At 57.6% G+C, this 17,946-nt stretch carries 23 protein-coding genes; 16 read left to right on the top strand and 7 right to left on the bottom strand.

All coding sequences use genetic code 11. The annotated features are described in order from the left end of the window. Positions 1-77: 77 nt before the first annotated feature. The 3 genes from ACN1C3_RS04330 to ACN1C3_RS04320 all read right to left on the bottom strand — a co-directional run bounded on the left by ACN1C3_RS04330 (position 78) and on the right by ACN1C3_RS04320 (position 2,145). Positions 78-641 (bottom strand): histidine phosphatase family protein, encoded by a 564-nt coding sequence (locus tag ACN1C3_RS04330; protein ID WP_419114545.1) that lies wholly within the window; start codon positions 639-641, stop codon positions 78-80. Positions 642-884: 243 nt separating this feature from the next. Further along, positions 885-1,085, bottom strand: a complete 201-nt coding sequence (locus ACN1C3_RS04325; protein ID WP_419114544.1) for a hypothetical protein — start codon at positions 1,083-1,085, stop codon at positions 885-887. A 133-nt stretch (positions 1,086-1,218) separates the two neighbouring features. Continuing rightward, on the bottom strand, positions 1,219-2,145 hold the full coding sequence (locus ACN1C3_RS04320) for a LysR family transcriptional regulator (RefSeq protein WP_419114543.1): 927 nt from the start codon (positions 2,143-2,145) through the stop codon (positions 1,219-1,221). A gap of 146 nt (positions 2,146-2,291) precedes the next feature. Between ACN1C3_RS04320 and ACN1C3_RS04315 the strand changes: the two genes are divergently transcribed. The 3 genes from ACN1C3_RS04315 (at position 2,292) to ACN1C3_RS04305 (ending at position 4,049) form a co-directional block, all read left to right on the top strand. Then, positions 2,292-2,489, top strand: coding sequence for a hypothetical protein (locus ACN1C3_RS04315; protein WP_419114542.1), 198 nt, complete (start codon positions 2,292-2,294; stop codon positions 2,487-2,489). A gap of 144 nt (positions 2,490-2,633) precedes the next feature. Next, entirely contained in the window at positions 2,634-3,539 is a 906-nt protein-coding gene (locus tag ACN1C3_RS04310) for an NmrA/HSCARG family protein (protein ID WP_419114541.1), read from the top strand. Positions 3,540-3,665: 126 nt separating this feature from the next. After that, entirely contained in the window at positions 3,666-4,049 is a 384-nt protein-coding gene (locus ACN1C3_RS04305; protein ID WP_419114540.1) for a VOC family protein, read from the top strand. Positions 4,050-4,091: 42 nt separating this feature from the next. Here the strand turns inward: ACN1C3_RS04305 and ACN1C3_RS04300 are convergent, their stop codons facing one another. Beyond that, positions 4,092-5,000, bottom strand: a complete 909-nt coding sequence (locus ACN1C3_RS04300) for an alpha/beta fold hydrolase (protein ID WP_419114539.1) — start codon at positions 4,998-5,000, stop codon at positions 4,092-4,094. Positions 5,001-5,487: 487 nt separating this feature from the next. Between ACN1C3_RS04300 and ACN1C3_RS04295 the strand changes: the two genes are divergently transcribed. Both ACN1C3_RS04295 and ACN1C3_RS04290 read left to right on the top strand, forming a co-directional pair. After that, on the top strand, positions 5,488-5,859 hold the full coding sequence (locus ACN1C3_RS04295) for a hypothetical protein (protein ID WP_419114538.1): 372 nt from the start codon (positions 5,488-5,490) through the stop codon (positions 5,857-5,859). A gap of 3 nt (positions 5,860-5,862) precedes the next feature. After that, entirely contained in the window at positions 5,863-6,045 is a 183-nt protein-coding gene (locus ACN1C3_RS04290; RefSeq protein WP_419114537.1) for a DUF1289 domain-containing protein, read from the top strand. A gap of 646 nt (positions 6,046-6,691) precedes the next feature. Here the strand turns inward: ACN1C3_RS04290 and ACN1C3_RS04285 are convergent. Further along, positions 6,692-7,462 carry a DeoR/GlpR family DNA-binding transcription regulator gene (locus ACN1C3_RS04285; RefSeq protein ID WP_419114536.1) on the bottom strand — a complete coding sequence of 257 codons (771 nt, stop codon included), beginning with the start codon at positions 7,460-7,462 and terminating at the stop codon, positions 6,692-6,694. A gap of 264 nt (positions 7,463-7,726) precedes the next feature. On the opposite strand from ACN1C3_RS04285, the gene ACN1C3_RS04280 reads away from it, so the two are divergent. The 9 genes from ACN1C3_RS04280 (at position 7,727) to ACN1C3_RS04240 (ending at position 13,466) form a co-directional block, all read left to right on the top strand. Continuing rightward, positions 7,727-9,007: a haloacid dehalogenase-like hydrolase gene (locus tag ACN1C3_RS04280; RefSeq protein WP_419114535.1), complete on the top strand. Its 1,281-nt coding sequence runs from the start codon at positions 7,727-7,729 to the stop codon at positions 9,005-9,007. A 392-nt stretch (positions 9,008-9,399) separates the two neighbouring features. After that, complete coding sequence (locus tag ACN1C3_RS04275; protein WP_419114534.1) at positions 9,400-9,747, top strand: DUF6124 family protein; 348 nt, start codon at positions 9,400-9,402, stop codon at positions 9,745-9,747. Positions 9,748-9,782: 35 nt separating this feature from the next. Further along, positions 9,783-10,058 (top strand): hypothetical protein, encoded by a 276-nt coding sequence (locus ACN1C3_RS04270; RefSeq protein WP_419114533.1) that lies wholly within the window; start codon positions 9,783-9,785, stop codon positions 10,056-10,058. A gap of 73 nt (positions 10,059-10,131) precedes the next feature. Beyond that, the gene (gene tnpB, locus ACN1C3_RS04265; RefSeq protein WP_419114532.1) at positions 10,132-10,299 is read left to right on the top strand and encodes an IS66 family insertion sequence element accessory protein TnpB; all 168 of its coding nucleotides are present in this window, start codon (positions 10,132-10,134) and stop codon (positions 10,297-10,299) included. After that, positions 10,226-10,456, top strand: coding sequence for an IS66 family insertion sequence element accessory protein TnpB (gene tnpB, locus ACN1C3_RS04260; protein WP_419114531.1), 231 nt, complete (start codon positions 10,226-10,228; stop codon positions 10,454-10,456). The genes tnpB (ACN1C3_RS04265) and tnpB (ACN1C3_RS04260) overlap by 74 nt, the downstream gene beginning before the upstream one ends. A 2-nt stretch (positions 10,457-10,458) precedes the next feature. Next, on the top strand, positions 10,459-11,115 hold the full coding sequence (locus ACN1C3_RS04255) for a VOC family protein (RefSeq protein WP_419114530.1): 657 nt from the start codon (positions 10,459-10,461) through the stop codon (positions 11,113-11,115). A gap of 272 nt (positions 11,116-11,387) precedes the next feature. After that, on the top strand, positions 11,388-12,014 hold the full coding sequence (locus tag ACN1C3_RS04250; protein WP_419114529.1) for a LysE family translocator: 627 nt from the start codon (positions 11,388-11,390) through the stop codon (positions 12,012-12,014). A 231-nt stretch (positions 12,015-12,245) separates the two neighbouring features. Beyond that, a complete protein-coding gene (locus ACN1C3_RS04245) occupies positions 12,246-12,782 on the top strand; it encodes a GNAT family N-acetyltransferase (protein WP_419114528.1) in 537 nt (178 codons plus the stop codon). 201 nt (positions 12,783-12,983) lie between these two features. Then, positions 12,984-13,466 (top strand): DUF2867 domain-containing protein, encoded by a 483-nt coding sequence (locus tag ACN1C3_RS04240; protein WP_419114527.1) that lies wholly within the window; start codon positions 12,984-12,986, stop codon positions 13,464-13,466. A 103-nt stretch (positions 13,467-13,569) separates the two neighbouring features. On the opposite strand, the gene ACN1C3_RS04235 is transcribed toward ACN1C3_RS04240, so the two are convergent. Beyond that, complete coding sequence (locus tag ACN1C3_RS04235; RefSeq protein ID WP_419114526.1) at positions 13,570-14,310, bottom strand: Mut7-C RNAse domain-containing protein; 741 nt, start codon at positions 14,308-14,310, stop codon at positions 13,570-13,572. Between the two features lie 637 nt (positions 14,311-14,947). On the opposite strand from ACN1C3_RS04235, the gene ACN1C3_RS04230 reads away from it, so the two are divergent. Both ACN1C3_RS04230 and ACN1C3_RS04225 read left to right on the top strand, forming a co-directional pair. After that, positions 14,948-16,207, top strand: coding sequence for a molybdopterin-dependent oxidoreductase (locus ACN1C3_RS04230; protein ID WP_419114525.1), 1,260 nt, complete (start codon positions 14,948-14,950; stop codon positions 16,205-16,207). Positions 16,208-16,217: 10 nt separating this feature from the next. Next, positions 16,218-16,865, top strand: a complete 648-nt coding sequence (locus tag ACN1C3_RS04225) for a c-type cytochrome (protein WP_419114524.1) — start codon at positions 16,218-16,220, stop codon at positions 16,863-16,865. 38 nt (positions 16,866-16,903) lie between these two features. On the opposite strand, the gene ACN1C3_RS04220 is transcribed toward ACN1C3_RS04225, so the two are convergent. After that, positions 16,904-17,887 carry an SDR family oxidoreductase gene (locus tag ACN1C3_RS04220; protein WP_419114523.1) on the bottom strand — a complete coding sequence of 328 codons (984 nt, stop codon included), beginning with the start codon at positions 17,885-17,887 and terminating at the stop codon, positions 16,904-16,906. Positions 17,888-17,946: the final 59 nt, after the last annotated feature.

Raw genomic sequence — 17,946 nt, 5'->3', positions numbered from 1 at the left:
CATTTTTTGTTATGAGACGAGGTGACAGGCCACTTAAAAGAGGCTGCACAAGGTAGCCTGCGGGCTGTCGCCGTGTCTTAACTCTGATTCATTCGATAGGTCGTCGCGCTCCAGTAACGGTTGCCATTGTTTGTATGGCGAGTCCATCCGGCAGCTTCCAACTGCTTGGCGATCATTCGATTCATGAATCCATGACCGAGCAGCAGGACCGGCCCTTCGCTGGCAAGGGACTGAAGTCGTTGAGCTGCCGTATTAGCTCGTATTCTGGCCTTACGGGCAGACTCGACCTTCCCTGAGAAACCGCACAACCATAAAATTCGAAGAATAAATGCCCACGTAAACGGTGAAAGGCGCGGCAGTGTCCACCGTCCATGGGGCAGCTGCGCCTCGCAGAAAATCTCATCTACAAGGGTGGGCTGAAGGCCCAGCGCCCGAACAGAGGTCAGCGCCCGGGGCGCACTGCTCGACACGATCACTTTGGCGGTAACGGCCAGTTCCACACTAGCCTTCGGGACGGGCTGGTTGATGATTTCGGATAGGTCGTATTGCTCGATCCAGCGTTTCATATCGAGCGCTGAAACCTTGTCGAACACAGCCAGATTCGGCTGACCATGACGCATTAAGATAATTTCCCTGTCCATTGTAATTACGTCCTTGTTTTGCGCTCCCGCGAGTACGTAGGGTGCACTCCTGCGGGTATTTGAAGCGGGATGATCGTGCCTGAACAACACAGCACATGGGGGCGCAATAGTATCAGCTAGACGTGACGTAAGCGTGCGCCCACCCAGGAGCCGTATGCGGCAGTTCCGCACGTACGGATCTGTGCGGGGAGTGGCAGGTAACTGCCATTCCTGCCGCGACCGCCGATGCCCCCAACGTTGCTTTCAGATAACCCTTTTTGCCTCGGCTATCGCCTTCAGCTCAATCTGCGAAAACGTCAGCTCGGAATCAAAGGGGATGGTCACAACGGTCTCTCCCATGAAGACGCCTTCATAGCCATCATCCGGCTCCAGGAGAAGGCGGACCGAGAAAATTTCTGGCTCTAAATCAGCGTTGTAACTGACAGACTGGATTCGTATTTTCATTTCATGCTCCTGTGAAGATAAGGAGAGGCTACTCCGGAATTCACGTAAAGGGTGGCTGGCGATAGACAGCGGAAGGCGGGCAGGTCGTCCACGAGTAGTGGTGATGCAGGCACAGAGGCCCAGCCGCCACTCGCTATCGACGCCGCACAGATCGATGCACCTCGGGTGCTTCTACCGCATTCATCTTCTGGATCACCAACCCGATGAACGCCGATACCGCGAGCGGCAGGTGCCGGCGGCTCGGATACAGCACGCTCATGCCATAGCCGGTGCGCTGGTATTGAGGCAGCACCGGGACGAGCACGCCGGCCTGAACGTCGAGCCTGGCCATCGCGGGTGGTAGTAGAGCGATGCCGAGTCCGGCCACGGTGGCCTTGCGCAGTGCCTGCGCGGTATTGCCGCTGAAGCGCCCGGCGACTTGCACTTCTTCCTCGCCATTGGGGCCTACCAAACGCCATGTGGCGTGGCCGCTGGGATGCGCGGCGATCACACAGTCGTGGCTAACCAGATCCTGCAGCGTGCTGGGTGAGCCGTGCGTGGCGATGTAAGCGGGGCTTGCCACCATCCCGTCGCTGCGGGGGTCGAAGATCTGACGGCCGACATAGCCTGAATCGCGCAAGGGCCCGCCGCGAAAGGCAATGTCGATCTGCTCTGCGATCAAGTCGGCCTTCGCATCGCTGAGCACGAAGTCGAGTCGCACGCGCGGATGCGCGGCCAGAAACTCGGCCACCCACTCCATCGGGAAGAGGTCGAAGAAGTCAGCCGGCGCCGCCACGCGTACCAAGCCACTGGGTTCGCTGCTGCCCGTCATCAACTCCTGCCCCGCTTCGAGCAGGCCGTCGACCGCTCCCGTGCAACGCTCATGAAAGCTTTGGCCTGCACTGGTGAGCGTGAGCTTGCGGGTGGAACGTTGCAGCAGCCGCGTGCCGAGATGCGCTTCGAGCTGCTGGACGCGGCGGCTCACGGTATTGGGCGGCAAACCCAGCCGCCGCGCGGCCTCAGCAAAGCTGCCGCTGCGCACCACCTGCACAAACATGGCGATGTCATTGAGGTCGAGCATGGTCGGCTATTCCTGGCGTAGGTGGATGAGTGCAATCCAATTCTATCGGCTAGTCAACCAATCGGCCAAACCCTACTGTTGAGTTACCGAGCCGCGAGGCTCCCAACGCCTGCGCACAGCGGGCTTTGCAAGGAGATTGATTCGCCATGACCCATTCTTCCGCAATCAACATGACCCCACAGCAACCACCTCGGATCGGCATCGTCATCGGCTCGACACGCGAAAGCCGCTTCGGCGAAAAGCCTGCGCACTGGATTCCGCACCTGGCGCGGGCTGCCAACGAGTTGCTCGACGACATCGCGTGGTGGACCAAGGCGCTCAAGAGCGCGAGGGAAGCCGCATGAGCACCACCCTCGTCACCGAAATCACTGGCCGCCCGCCCAAGCCTCTCTGCGACGTGCTTGCGAGCGCGCTGAAATCTCCTTCGGCCTGAAGACTTGCAGCCGAAACGATTTTTCTACCAAGAAACTATTCATTGGAGAACTACCATGTCAAACACCAAAAAGCTCATCGCCGTCGTCGGCGCAACCGGTCATCAGGGCGGCGCCGTTGTGCGTGCGCTGCAGGCGAGCGGTCAATTCAAGGTGCGCGCGTTGACGCGCAATCCAGCCAAGCATCCGCAGTTGGCTGACGAAGTCGTGCTGGCGGATCTGGATCGTCCGCAAACACTGAAAGCCGCGTTTGCTGGAGCACACGGGGTTTTTCTGGTCACCAACTTCCACGAAGCGGGCACGGACGAGCACAAACAGGCACTCGCGGCCGTTCACGCGGCGAAAGAGGCCGGTGTTCAGCACTTCATCTGGTCGACGCTTCCGAACGTGGAGACGATCAGCGGCGGCAAGCTCGATGTTCCGCATTTCACGGACAAAGCAAACATCGACCGCATCGTGAGGGAGGCTGGATTTGCGCACCACACATTCGTGATCGCGCCGTTCTTCTACCAAAATCTGCTCGGCGTAATGGCTCCCCAGAAGCAAGCGGATGGGGCCTTGGGTTGGGCGATGCCGCTCGATCCGCAGAAGCGCGTCATTCACATGGGCGACATCACCGAACTCGGCCACATCGTGGTCGGTGCATTCACGCAGCCGGAACTCGCGGGGCAAGGTGAACATTTGCCGCTGGTTGGCGACTTCCTGAGCTTCAACGAGGTCATCGCCACGCTGAATCAACAGGGACACACATTCTCGTTCAAACAAGTCCCGCAAGAACTTTTTGCTGGCTGGTTCCCGGGCGCCAAGGAAATCGCGGAGATGCTCGCCTATTTCGAAGCCCACACCTACCTTGGAGGGGATTCGCACGATGCAATTACGCTGGCCAACAGAGTCGCCGGCCGACAGCCGACGAAGTTTTCCGCGTGGGCCCGGGCGAACTTCGCGATCCCGGCACCCGCCTGAAAACACGACGCTGCGAAGGAGATCCCGAAGCGGTTGCAGAGGCGATGGTGGCCGTTCAAGCGACAACTGGGCGTAGGCCCGCAGAGATGATTGTTGATTTCTAAGGATGCTAAAAGGAGGCGCAACATGAGCGTGCAGCTAAACCATACTATCGTCTGGTGCCGCGACAGGCAGAAATCAGCAACATTTTTCACGGAAGTTCTGGGCCTGCAATCCGCCACCCGATTCGGAGCAACGCTGGTCGTTCAACTCAACAACAACGTTTCACTCGACTTCCACGAGAGCGATAGCAAGATTTCCTCCCAACATTATGCCTTCTTGATAGGCGAAGACGACTTCGATCAAACCTTCGCCCGCATCCACGATCGAGGGCTGCCGTATTGGGCAGACCCTGGCAAGCACCGGGCTGGAGAAATCAACCGGAACGACGGTGGCCGCGGGGTGTATTTTGAGGACCCCGACGGTCATCTCCTTGAGGTCATTACTCGACCTTATGGGAGCGGCGGGTAGAGGCGGGTAGAAGGGGCGCGTGAGTATTGAATGTAGGCTACGTCACTGCGCGATGAAGTCGCGAATCGATCGAATGGTCTGTGTCGGTGCCTCTTCCATCAACCAATGTCCTGCCCCAGGAACCACCACTTCCGTGACCTTGTCCGCTGCGTTGCGCATCACGATCGCTTCATTGCCTGCGAAGGATTTTTCACCACCGATGGCCAGCACCGGCATCGTCAGCCGCGTTTTCATCGAAGCTTTGTTGTCCACCTCATCCTGACGAATGCTGCGGAACTGGGCGAAGGCTGCCCGCATGGCGCCGGGGCGGGCATAGAGAGTGGCGTAATGCCGACGGGTTTCTTCATCCACCTTGGTGGGGTCGCCCGCGAACTCGTTCCAGAACCGATCCAGGTAGATTCGCTCACGACCGGCGACCAGGCGTTCAGCATCCGGTCCGCCGAAGTCGAAGTGCCAAAGCATCGGTGAGCGGACAATTTCATTCCAGGGCGCAATGCCCGGTACGGGCGCATCCATCACTACCAGGCGATCGGTACGCTGCGGATAACGCGCGGCGTAGGCATAGGCGACCATGGTACCTATGTCATGGCCGATGACCACCGAGTGTTCGATACCCAGAACTGCCAACACCGCACGGATGTCGCCCGCCTGGGTCTTTTTGTCGTAGCCACTGTCCGGGATCGACGACAAGCCCATACCACGAAGGTCCGGCACCACGACTGTGTGATCCCGGGCCAGCTCGGCGGCCAGTGGCGCCCACATGTCGCCGGTGTCGCCGAAGCCATGCAGGAACACCACGGCCGGCCCCTTGCCGCCGACGCGCACATGCAGTGTGACGCCGTCTATAGGGATGTCCTGAGTACGAAAGGAGGCAGGAAATGGAGTCACCTGAGCACGTACCGGGATGCTTAGAGCCAGCAGCATAAAAGCGGGAAACAGGACGCGGAACATGACGGTGTCTCCAAGTGCGCGTGGAAGGTGCCCGGAGCCAATGGAAGGGTAGCTTGGCGGCCAGGGTTGACCCCGGAACGAGATGCCTATAATCGACATGCCCCATCCACCAGCAAGCCGTTACGCCCAAAATAGCGAGCGATCTGAAGCAAGATAAGGTCCCGATCGGATGAGCTTAGACCGTTTGGCTGTGAATGATCGAAAGGAGTCATTTGGGGCGAATTGAGCCGCCGTCCAGGTTGTCTGCACAGCAGCTGCCCTCGGCGAATAAATCCCTCTTTGATTGCGAATGTCCTATTGGCCGATTCTGCCGGTCACGACTGATTGCTGGGTCGTATCCTGCTATTCGTGACCGGTAGCTACCGACCTACCGCGACTGTCGAGGGTTTTGCTCAATTGACCTGATCTTTGCCCTGTAAGAGCCGAAAGAGGGCATTGAAGTATCCTATGATTGGTTTTTTACTTCGGCAGTGACAAGGATCAACCCATGCTTTTAAACAAACGCGATCAGGCGCACATCGAACGTCGCCTGGTGGCTACCCTGACCGAGGCGTGTGAGACGGCCAAAGCGGAAATAGTGGGGTTCTCCTGGCTGACCCACGAGATAGATTACGAAGTGTTCCCTTCCAGCCTGATGGTTGTCTGGGTCTTCGATACACAAGCCCATAAGGACCAGGCCATTGCTAGCGGGCAGGGCGAGCGCATGGTCGAACTGACTGCCGTGGCGTTAAGAGACGCGAATGTTCTCGTCAGTCCGGTCTCGGCCCATGTGCATTTCGATACTGAAGAGCAATGTCAGCGCGCCAATGCCGGCAACTGGCAACAACGCTTGGCGCGCAAGCGCTCGACTCGAGGTTGAAGCGTGGCCAAGGATATCGAAAACCCTTGTATTTCCGTTTGCCAGTTGAGCGGTGAACTGTGTGTGAGTTGTGGCCGCACCAAGGAGGACATCAGGAAGTGGAAGCGCATGAAGCGACCTGAAAAGATGGCTGCCGTGCAACGGGCGAGTTTGCGGTTGAAAGGTCTTCAAAAAAGGAATGTTTGAGGGATCTTAAAATAAATCTGTCCCCATTTTGCGCTTGACGCTGTTGCCGAAACTTGAAACGGTAGTGCTGGTAGGCCGGCAGGCGGGTAGGGCTGAGAAGTTCATGCAGTCGATGAACGTGAAGATATTCGCGTATGCGCATCCGTCACCCAAGGTCAGGAACATGAACTGGGCAATGTGGGATCTAATACCTGGACAATGGGCGGAGGCCGGCCGGGTTTAACCAGAGAGCGATTTGCCAACGAGTGTCGCGGCCAGTTTGTAGGCCTCCTTGCCTTCGGATGCTTCGGGGCGGTTGCAGTCTGTCACGACCGGCTGAAACCAACCGATTCTGTTGAAAAAGTCGGCCATGGTTTGCGCAGCAGAAAAGTACGCGTCCGAGATTGAAATCTTTACTTTTGGCAGAGGCTTCCGGACTCAGACTTCACGTACCAGCGTGTAAAAAAGGCGTTTTCACCAGTCAATGATCAGGCAGTTTGGGCAGACCGACTGTTTTCAACAGAATCGACCCATTGCAGGCGTTCGCAGCCAATACAGTTACGGTCAGTTTGCCCGCGCCGAGAGTCGCATCGTGCAAGATCTACCCGGTTGCGCCGCACTAGAGCATCACGCAGCGTCAGTTCCTGTTGCAACCGCCAAGCCACCGCTACACCAGGACAATACGTTTCAGCTTGGCGTTCAGTGCGGCAAACGCCGCTTCGGTACTGGCCTTATGGTTTGTGATGAGCACGTCGATGCGATCTGGCGGGCAGAAGGCGACGCGGCTCTCCACGCCAATCTTGCTGTAATCGGCGAGGATGACCACGCGTTCGGCATTGTCGGCCATGGCACGCGCGACTTCGGCTTCGCGGTGGTCGTAGTTGCTGGCACCGCGCTGGGCGTCGATGCCGACCGGCGACAACAGCGCGAGGTCGGCCCGATAGCGGCCAATTTCCGCCACCGTGGTGCTGCCGACCGTCGCCGGCGCACGGTCGTCGAGTGAACCGCCCAGTACGAGCACCTCGTTGTGCTGGCCGCCCGACGCGGCGGGGTTGCGCAGCTGCAGTGCCACGTTGAACGAGTTGGTGATCACGGTCAGCCCTCCCAGCTTGGCCAACTCTTCGGCAAGGATGACGGTGGTGGTGCCCGCGTCGATGAACACCGTCTGCCCATGCGACAGCAGGCTGACAGCGGCGCGCGCGAGGTCGCGCTTGAACTTGACGTTGCTTTGCGCCCGCTCGGCGATGGGCGCTTCGTCCTCAACGCGGATGGCGCCGCCGTGTATCCGCTTCAACTCCCCCTGTTCTTCCAGAGCGACCAGGTCGCGCCGCACAGTCTCGCGTGAAACATTCAGCTCGGTGACGATGCGGTCGGTGGTGACGCGCTGCAAGGTCGATAGCAGTACGCGGATCCGCTGATAACGCTCTTCTTGCCACATGCCTGGTGTCCCTGCTGTTTGAGTCGCTGTCCGAGCACGCATTGTGGAGGGGCGTCGGTCGCTGTCAAGTTTGGCGCGGCCCCATGATCATTGGGCTGGCGCGGTCTGCGCGTCATATTTGTGCAATGTTGAGGCATTATTGTTTTTTTGTGTATTTGGAGCTAGCCTCGTGGCCGGACGGTTTCTTCCCCTCGTCCATTTTTCGAAACACGCTTTCGCCATCGCCTCGGTTGTAACCTCTCGTCTAGAAGTAGGAGCTATGCCATGCAGCGTCGCCAGTTTCTGAACACCCTCGCCACTGTTTCCGTCGTCTCTCCGCTGTTGTTGTCATCCTGCCTAACGCAAGCCGCCACGCCCCCGGCCACACCCAGTGCGCTGGACCCGGCGCGCTGGTCGCCACTTAACCAAAAGCGTCTGCAGGCGGTGATCGATGAGCACGGCGTCAAGAGCGCGTCCTACCGTCCAGAGCAGCGCCCGTACGCGGTGTTCGACTGGGACAACACCTGCATCATGAACGACTGTGAAGAAGCGCTGCTGGTCTACCAGATCAATCATCTGCAGTACAAGCTGACGCCCGATGAGTTCGCCGCTGTGGTGCGTCAGGACGTGCCGAACGGCGCGTTCATGAAGGACTACACCACGGTGGACGGCAAGCCGGTCAAGATGGAAGACATTGCCAGCGACGTGGAAGCGGATTACCGCTGGCTGCATGCCAACTACAAGGGGCTCGCCGGCGACAAGAGCCTGGAAGAGATCCAGGCCAGCGAGCAGTACAAGGATTTTCTCGCCAAGCTCTACTTCATGTACGACGCGATCTGCGACAGTTACCCGGTGGAAATCGGCTACAAGTGGATTCTGTACTTCTACAAGAACATGACCACGGCTGAATTGCAGGCGATGGCGGAGGCCTCCAACAACTACGCCATCGGTGACGCGCTGCGCAAGGTCAAGTACGAGAGTTCACGCACATTGCCGGGCAAGGCTGGGGTGGTGGCGGATACGCACTTTCATGGCATCCGAATCCATGAGGAAATCCGCGGCCTGATGCACACGCTGCGCGCCAACGGCATCGACGTCTATGTCAGCACCGCCTCGATCGACGATGTGGTACGCGTGTTCGCGGGCAATCCGCATTACGGATACGGCGTGCCGCCTGAGAACGTGATCGGCCTGCGCATGGCGATGGAAGAAGGCAAGTACACCAGTCGCTATCAGCCAGACTGGCACTTCAATTACGGTCCGGGCAAGACCGTCGGCATCAAGAACGTGCTGGTTAAACAGAAGGGCTATGGCCCGGTGTTGGTGGCTGGCGACAGCGATGGCGATGCCTGGATGCTGCGCGACTTCAACGATACGGCGGTGGGGGTGATCGTCAACCGCATGAAGAAGGGCGAGATCGGCGCCGACAGCCAGCAGGCCGCTACCCAACTGGGCAACCCGAACGCCCGCTTCGTCTTGCAGGGGCGCGACGAGCACACTGGCCTGATGATTCCAGACGAGAAATCGCTCAAGTACGGTAAAGACGAGCTTAAGCTGCTGGGTTGATGGCACTGGCTCGCGGGTGGCCGGCGGCCATCCGCGAGCCGCAGTGCAACTCGCCCTGTATCTGCGGGAATGATGATTCTGCGCCGGAAAATCGGTACCGCTACCCGCCCGAGTGAGTAAGTAGCATTGAGTAAAAATTGTGAGTTGCCCCAGATTTCCGAGGCGCACCCCACAGGCCGCTTCTGGCCGTAACACGACTAGGCGCACAAGCGCCCATAAATTTAAGCAGGCGCTTTTTTCATGTCTGCTGTTAAGTTATGGCAGCTGTGCGCGGGGCACTTTCGGGTGCGCCGGGTTCCTAGATCCCCGGTCTTCCACACCTGCGTACAGCTGCCACCCATCATGTGGAAGTGATGCCGGCAGTTCCTTAATTTAATTCTAGGAATGAGCCAATGAAAAAGATCACCCCCGATCCCCCCGAAACTCCAAGCCTTTCCACCTCAGATCCCCTCTGTGACCATTCGCGTAACCCAAACCCCGCCAACCCTATAAGCCATATCTTCACCATTGCCCCCGACGTCGACACCGAGACCTTATGGGTCCACGCCTCTGAAACACTCGCCTCTCTCAGTGCGATGATCACTGACCTGGCCTTCGAGCTCGAAGGCTCGCGCCGCAACAAGGCTCTGGCGATTCAGCAATTGATCGTCCTGGGCGAGCTGTTGGTGAACCGAGCGTTGGACCATCTCGACACGTCCGATTCGACGGCGTCCGCGGTCACTCCAGTATCCGGCCACTAAGTGGTCACGATCGTTTATCCAATAGAGGTTTAGCCATGGCTCGCTACATACCCATCACCGGCATCGACAGCAATTTCCACTCTCTGCTGATCGACACCGAAGCGCCCCTTGACGTGTTGCACGACGCTGCCGCTTACCGCATTAGCGCCGTGACCCAGTTGCTGGAGAATCTCGCGATGCGCGAGGAAATCAGCAGCGACGCAGTGGTGCTGCATGACTTCGCGCGGGTGTTGGCGATTCCGCTGCGCGATGGCTGTGATTTGCTGGACGTTATCGGGCGACGTTTGCAGGCGCAGGTGTTGGCGTCGTAATGAAGATGGGCGACTCTAGAGGGCGCCCATTTTTTGTTATGGGAAGCGGTGACAGACCGCCCTCAAGCACACGATGATCCGCATCGATTCGATCTGGCTCGCCACCGAACCGATGGATATGCGCGCCGGCACAGACACCGCGCTTGCGCGGGTCGTGGCGGTGTTCTGTGCGGCGCAGCCGCACTGTGCTTATCTGTTCGCCAATCGCCGCGCCCCCCCACATAAAAGTGCTGGTGCATGATGGGCTGGGCATCTGGCTGGCAGCCCGTCGTTTGCACCAGGGAAAATTCTTCTGGTCAGGCTCTCGGCACGGTTCGCCAGTGGAGTTGGACACCGAACAACTGCGCGCCTGTTGCCGAATAATTGGGCAGTCAAATCACAGGATTAAAGGGAATTAACGATGGAAATAGATCACATTTTTATTTGTGTGAATGATGAAGGTCGAGGCGCTGACGCTCTGAAAGCCCTCGGGCTTGCTGAAGGGACGCCAAACGTACACCCAGGCCAAGGCACTGCCAATAGAAGGTTCTTCTTCCGAAATTCTTTCATTGAGCTTTTACATCTCACCGATGAGTTAGAAGCTCAAAGTCAGTTAACAGCGCCAACCCAACTCTTTGACCGCCTCAAGTGCGCAGATGGAGTCGCTGCGCCCTTTGGAATTTGCTTCAGACCATCCACCGTAGGCGAGAAGCCAATATTTCCGGTCTGGGAGTATCGACCTGTTTACTTACCAGCTGCCCTGAAAGTCGACGTGGGACATGCGCCTATATCCGAACCGATGTGGTTTTTTCTTTCGTTTGCCAAGAGACCAGATGAGGCTCCGATTGAGCGAGCGCAGCCGTTTGAACATCCCAACGGCTTTCGCGACATTACATCTGTGCGAGTTACCACTCCCAACAGCCAAGCTTTTTCTACCCCTGCCAACTGCGCAAACCAGCTGAAAGGATTTGAAATTGTTCATGGTCATGAGCATCTGGTCGTATTGGAAATCGATCATGGCGCAAGCTGCCAGACACACGATTTCCGTCCTGGGTTGCCGATGATTATGAACTGGTGATGCATTGGCCTAACCATTCAGCCAATCTCGTTCTGACCCCAACGCTGGGGGCGATGTGTGCTTCATTGAGGTTTGGATTCCGGAGGGTGTGTTGGCTGGGCGCTTACGACCTCTGTCTACAGAAGCGTGGGCGATTCAATCGCTGCCAGAAAGCGACCGTTTATCTAGTCAGGTTGATATCGATGTCTCGAATAGCGCTGCCTGCGACATCTAGGCTAGAGTTGCGGTGGACATGAGGATGGATTCCGCTATCGCGCATAAGGAGAGTGACCGTGTTCCCAATGAATACTTGGCTTGCCTATACCGCAGCCTGCATCTTGCTGGTTGTATCACCCGGGCCGGACAACCTGCTGGCGATTGGCAGAGGGCTCAGCCAAGGCCGTATGGCCGCTTTCGTGTCAGGGCTGGCTTCGGGCACAGGGATCCTGTTCCACGTGACGACGGCCTCCCTGGGATTGACTTTGCTCATGCAAACTTCGGTAGTCGCGTTCTGGATCGTCAAGGTGATCGGGGCGGGCTATCTGCTTTGGCTGGGCATCAAGGTTTTGCGTGCCCGCAGCCTGATCAACTTCACGCCAACAGCCAGTCAGTCGCTGCGCAGCATCTTCCTCACTGGCTTTCTTTCTGCGGCGCTCAATCCGAAACCGGGGTTGTTCGTCCTGGCGTTCATTCCCCAGTTCGTCAACCCGCAATTGGGCTCCGTAACACTTCAGATGCTGGTGTATGGGGGATGGTTTGCCGCACTGACGGCCGTGGGTTTCGCGCTAATGGGGATATTTGCTACCGGCCTGTCGAGCTGTATTCGGCAACGGCCGCGGCTGGTCAATGGCCTGAATGTGGGGGCCGGTCTGACTTTTGTCGTGTCTGGCCTGTCCATCGCGGCGCTTAGCCAGAAGTAATCCCCTGCGCTGCCGGCAATGACTCTATGCGGCGGGGCAGTCTGCGTTGTTAGGCCCGTTCTCCCTTCAAACATGGCTCAGCGAATTTTCGTAAAGAACCTAATTGCAGTTAGCCATAATCGGAGACTGAGCAATGACTGGGATGCTGTACTACCGAAGACTAGCCCCGGATTTAAGAGGGCCACGCTAAAGCGCACCCCTTAGTTTAACGTTATGCACAAGGAGGAACGGGTGCATTTATTTGAAACACAGAGGCTAATCGGACGGCCATTATCGCGGCAAGATCTGCCCGCACTTACGGAGATTCTGAGCGATCCTGAGGTGATGAAGTATTCAGTTCGTGGGGTTTGTGACGAGAATGCCACGCGTAATTTTATTGACTGGTGTTTGGAGTGCTATGCATCTCACGGAATGGGTCCATGGGCCCTGGTGGAAAAGGGTTCCAATGACCTCGTGGGATTTTGTGGTGTTGGGCCTGAAATGGTTGACGGGGTAGAAGAAGCTAATTTGGGTTATCGGTTCGCCAGAAGGTACTGGAACCAAGGTCTCGCGTCCGAAGCGGTCAAAGGGGTTGTTGATTACGCTTTTGCTCGCAGGCAACTGGCGTCCGTAGTCGTAATAATCGAGCCGGAGCATGTGGCCTCGCTCAGAGTTGCTGAACATGCTGGGTTTAAAGAGTTCGACGTTCTTGAGTTTCATGGTCGGCCGGTGCGCTTGTACCGGTTGACTTGCCAAGATTGGAATACTGAATCGCCCAGGTGTCTGTAGATAGCTTTGAGCGGTTACTTTTAGCCAATCTGTTGCATCGACCGGTTGAATCCACAACCCATACCGGCCTGTAGCCGGTAGATATTCATTCAGCGAACAGTTAAGGGATATTTGGGGGTAATTATGAAATAGCATGGCTACATGATGATCAGCTTCCGATTTTATCGGGAATGGCAGTCGGGCCACTGAAAGGGATAATGTTTGGCTACCACATCACCTGCTCACACTCTGCGTGCACTGTCCGATCTTGATTACTATGACAGCAGGTCGGTTCCGCTCCCTGTTGAAATCACCACTCTTGACGCTTGGAACATCATGACGGCCGAACCGGGACTGCTCATGCGGCTAGCTTTCCGAACGAGGGACGCGATTTCCTCGTTATTCGGCGTGAAGCGGATCGGCGGGTTCTCCGGCGCTAGGCGAGAGACAATACACGCTGGCGAACGGCTGGATTTCTTTCTGGTGGAGCATAGTACCCCCGACATGCTGGTTCTGACCGAACGTGACCGGCACCTGGATGTCATGATTTGCCTTTCGATAACAGATCGTGTGTTCACGATCACATCATCTGTCGTAACGCATAACGTCTTTGGGCGCATCTACATGTTGCCGGTAGGTCTAGCTCATAAGCTGATCGTCAATAGTGATCTCAGGCGACTGAAACGAAAGCTTGAAGGGAAGTAGATTTTGGTTGTTTCAGCTTTATCCCTGCGACCGCTCCTGACCGTTATCTACCTGATGCAAAAGCCAGTTATCCCTGGCAACGCAGCCGGCCCGATGCGCTCGGCTATCGGTCCAGCAGAGGTGCCAGCAGTGCACACATGCCGCGCCAGTGCGAACCCTCCCAGTAAACCCGTTGGCAGGCGTCGCAGCGCAGGAAGTGCGAATAGAGGGCGCCAACGCGTGGCGGCACCTGCGGCCGGGCCAGTTCCGGGCTGATCTCGTGCAGCGGCAGGTTGCAATGAAGGCACAGGCTGAATGGCCGCGCGCTTTGAGCCAGGTCGAGGCGCTCGTACAATTCGCGCAGCTGCAGTGACGGCTTCAGGGCATGCACGTAACAGCCATGGCTGATGATCCGCCGCTTGAGCAGATCGCGGTCGCGGGTTAGCACGATGCGTCCTTGCTGCGCAGCGATCTCGGCGATCTCGCCATCCTCGAAGCCATTGTCGTAGAGGGTGTCGAAGCCGCTCATGCGCAGCAGGCTGGCCAGCCCGCCAAGGTGCGCATCAGCGACGAAGCGCAGCACCCGTAAAGGTTGCGCACGAACCTTGAGCAGCGGGCTGATGTCCAGCGCTTCGAACTTGGGATACACCGCCAGCCGGTCACTGTCGAAGATCACCCGCTCGAAGCCCACTGACTCGTCGTTGAGCAGCACCAGCTCGACCTCGGTGTGCGGTATCCCGAGCGCCTCGATCATGTGCTTGACCGTCGCCCCTCGAGCGCACTCGCAGGTGAAGGACTGCCGCCGCCGTTCGGCCGGCAGGAAATCGTTGAGCTCCTCGTAGAAGCGGAAGGTTGCACTGGCCATGCTGAACAGTATGGCAGGGCTGCAGGATGAGCGAGTCTAGTCCGGGCATCTTCTCCGGCAGGCCCCAAACTACGATCGTAATCATGTTGAAATTGGCTATGCCATGGAGCTTCGATGCTGGATGTACTGCTTGAAATTGTTATCCGCGTCATTTGCTACCCAGCAGGCTGGCGTTCATCAAGGTCGTAATATTGGGAAGGCGACCGGATAGAACGGTATGGTGCGCGGATACACCAGAAGTCATCTGGATCTCCCCGCGTAATGTATGACAACCAAACAACCCGATAGGGTGGTAATCGAACGGTAACTTCGTATCGAGGTGCCCCATTCGAGAGGCACGGTCGTGGTGAGCTGCGCGGGAGTGGATTGAGCCACCAACTCTCCGTTGAATTTCTGCATCGACGCTTTGAAGGCATCGTTTTGATGACGGGCTCGCACGTGTCGGCAGCCTCTGTCATCAAATGCTAAGTCACTGACGTTCAATGAGAAGCAGTCGACTGGCGCGTGACGATACTGGATTGCTCACCGACGTCGAACAGTGAAGCGAAACCCCACCTACACTTTAAGCCCGATGCCTCTGCGCCCTGACGCGGGGCTGTCGGTTGCATCTCAGTAAAACAATCATAGAGAGTGCAGAATGAAGTTCAGTTTTGTAGATAACAGCAAGCCGAGCCGCCGGCGCGTTCTACGCGATGCCTTCACCCTGGCTTTGGCGGCCTCTCCGTTGGCAAGCCTCGCCAAGGCAGCCGACGAAACCAAGGCGGCCGACGAAGCCGCCGAAGAAGTGACCTTTGCTGCTGGCCCACGGCCGCTGGTGCAATACCCGCAAAAACGACCGTTGACCCTGGTGACCACCCGCCCGCCGCACCTTGAGACGCCATTCCCCGTCTTCAACGAAGGGCCCATCACGCCGAATGACGCCTTTTTCGTGCGTTACCACCTGGCCAATTTCCCTACCAGCATCGATCCGGACAGCTACCGTTTGACGATCAAGGGCTCGGTCAACACGCCGCTGTCACTTTCCCTTGCAGAACTCAAGGCCCTCGCCGAACCGGTAGAAGTGGTGGCCGTCAATCAGTGTTCGGGTAACAGCCGTGGCTTCTCGATGCCGCGCGTGTTCGGCGCTCAGCTGGGCAATGGTTCAATGGGCAATGCCCGCTGGGTGGGGGTACCGCTCAAGGCGGTATTGGAAAAGGCGGGTGTGAAAGCCGACGCCAGGCAAGTGACATTCTGTGGGCTCGATAAGCCAGTGCTGCCGAGCACGCCGGAGTTCATCAAGGCCCTGGACATCAGCCATGCCATGGACGGCGAGCCCATGATCGCCTGGTCGATGAACGGTACCGACCTGCCATTCCTCAACGGCTACCCGATACGTCTGGTGGTGCCAGGCTATTTCGGCACGTACTGGGTCAAGCACCTGAGTGAGATCGAAGTCGTCGACCACACCTACGACGGTTTCTTTATGGCTAAAGGCTACCGCGTTCCGGACAACGATTGTTTCTGCGTCGCCCCCGGCACCACTCCGGCGCAAACGCAGCCGATATCCAAGATGCCGGTACGCAGCTTCATCACCAGCGTCAAACACGGCGATGTACTGCCGCTGAAAAAGAGCGTGGAGCTCAAGGGCATTGCGTTCGACAGCGGTGTTGGGGTCAACAAGGTGGAAGTGTCAATCGATGGCGGGAAAAGTTGGCTCGAAGCCAAGCTTGGGCAAGATCTTGGCCGTTTCTCCTTCCGTGAGTGGACGCTGCCGATCACCTTTACCAGCAAGGGCGCCACACAGTTGATGGTGCGAGCCAGTAACAGTGCGGGCGAAACGCAGCCGCTGCGAGCCGACTGGAACCCCGGTGGCTACCGCCGCCACGTCATAGAAACCAGCCACGTGACCGTCGCCTGAGGGGGCCTGCATGAAACGCATGAAACGCATGACCACCTTGCTGTGCGCGGCTCAGGTTTGTTTGGCTGCCATGGTTAGCGCAGCGCCACTATCGATCACGTTGCCGCCCGAAACGGCCGTGTTCAAGCCAAGTGCGCTGCCTGGTTACCCGTTGGCCAAGCAGAAATGCTCCACCTGCCATTCTGCCGATTACATCAACTTCCAGCCCCCCGGCATGAGCCTGGCGCAGTGGACTGGGGAAGCGAGCAAAATGCAGCACGTGTATGGTGCTCCGATCAGCGATCAGGATGTGAGCATCATCGGCGCCTACCTTGCGGTGACCTACGGTAGTGCCCATGCGAGCGATGCCGATGTGCAGGCTGCCTCGAACCCGTCGGCGGGCCAACCCCCGGCAGCGCCTGTAGCAAAAGGCGAACCCATGGCCTTGCTCCAGAGCAACTCCTGCCTGTCCTGCCACGCGATCGATCATAAGGTCGTAGGCCCGGCCTATCACGATGTGGCTGCCAAGTATGCCAATGACCCGCAGGCACTGGCCAAGGTAACGTCCAGCATTCAGCACGGCGGCACCGGCAAATGGGGGGATATCCCAATGCCCCCTTTCGCGCAGTTAAGCCCGGACGATCTGCAAACCCTGGCGACTTTCATACTGCACCAGTAACTTTGGCTGACAGGCGCCTTGATCGCGTTGGCTCCCTGTCACGGTCGTGTATTCGATGGCAGGCAGCCCAGTCCTTCTAACGTCGCTTCAATCGCCTGGTCCAGAGGGGTATGCAGTTCTTGGCCGATTGTAGCTTGAAGGTGCGTATTGCTCATACGAACCAGGCTGCTCCACAGGTACCGCATCTCAAGCAGTTCACGAAAAGTTTCGATAAATGGTGAGGTCAGCCTGATCAGCCACCAAGGGAAGGGATGTAGTTTCGGCTGTTTACCACCACGGCCTGTAACAACTCGGCAGATTGCCTCAGCCATTTGCATGCCATCGGCATCCCAATGGCCTGCCATGTGAAATACCGCAAATGGCAGCAGATCTTCGCGACGCTCTATTAAATTGATCATTGTGTGTGCCACGTCGGGAATATAGGCCCATTGATGACCAACACCTGGAGCGCCGGGAAGACTCACTTTCGCCACCGCTTTGCCCGGTTTGACCAAACCCTGTGCAAACCAACTATTGCCCGATGTTGGTCCAAAGAAGTCACCGGCACGTACGATGATCACTCGGCTTCCCTGAGTGGTTGCAAGTCGCATGCGCCGCTCCATTTCCACACGGATTTCGCCCTTTCGGGTCTTTGGCTGTTGTGGAGAGTCTTCTCGCAGAATTGGAAATGCGTCGGGACCAAAGTTGTAAACAGTGCCTGGCAGTACGATCGTCGCTCCTTGCGCTTTTGCGGCGGCGATCGTGTTGTCGAGCATAGGAAGAACAAGCGTCTCCCAGCGTCGGTAGCCCGGCGGATTTACGGCGTGAATGATCACTGAGCAACCCTGCGCCGCTGCCATGACATCGTCGCGACGGGACGCATCACCGTCTATCCAGGTAATGCCATCGTTTATGCATGATGCCTGCGGTTTGCTGCGTCGAAGCGCCTGCACCGCCCACCCCCTATCGCGCAGTTGCCGTGCCATTTCGTTGCCGATGCCGCCCGTTGCACCAAGAACCAGTACCTTGTTGTCAGCTGCCATGTTGAATTTTCTCTGCGTTGCGATAGAGAAAGTCTGGTCCCTATGGAGCTTAAATAAAA

Source organism: Pseudomonas sp. H11T01, assembly GCF_048515765.1.
GTDB lineage: Bacteria > Pseudomonadota > Gammaproteobacteria > Pseudomonadales > Pseudomonadaceae > Aquipseudomonas.
Note: the sequence above shows the minus strand (reverse complement) of the source record. Positions and strands in the feature narration are given on the sequence as shown.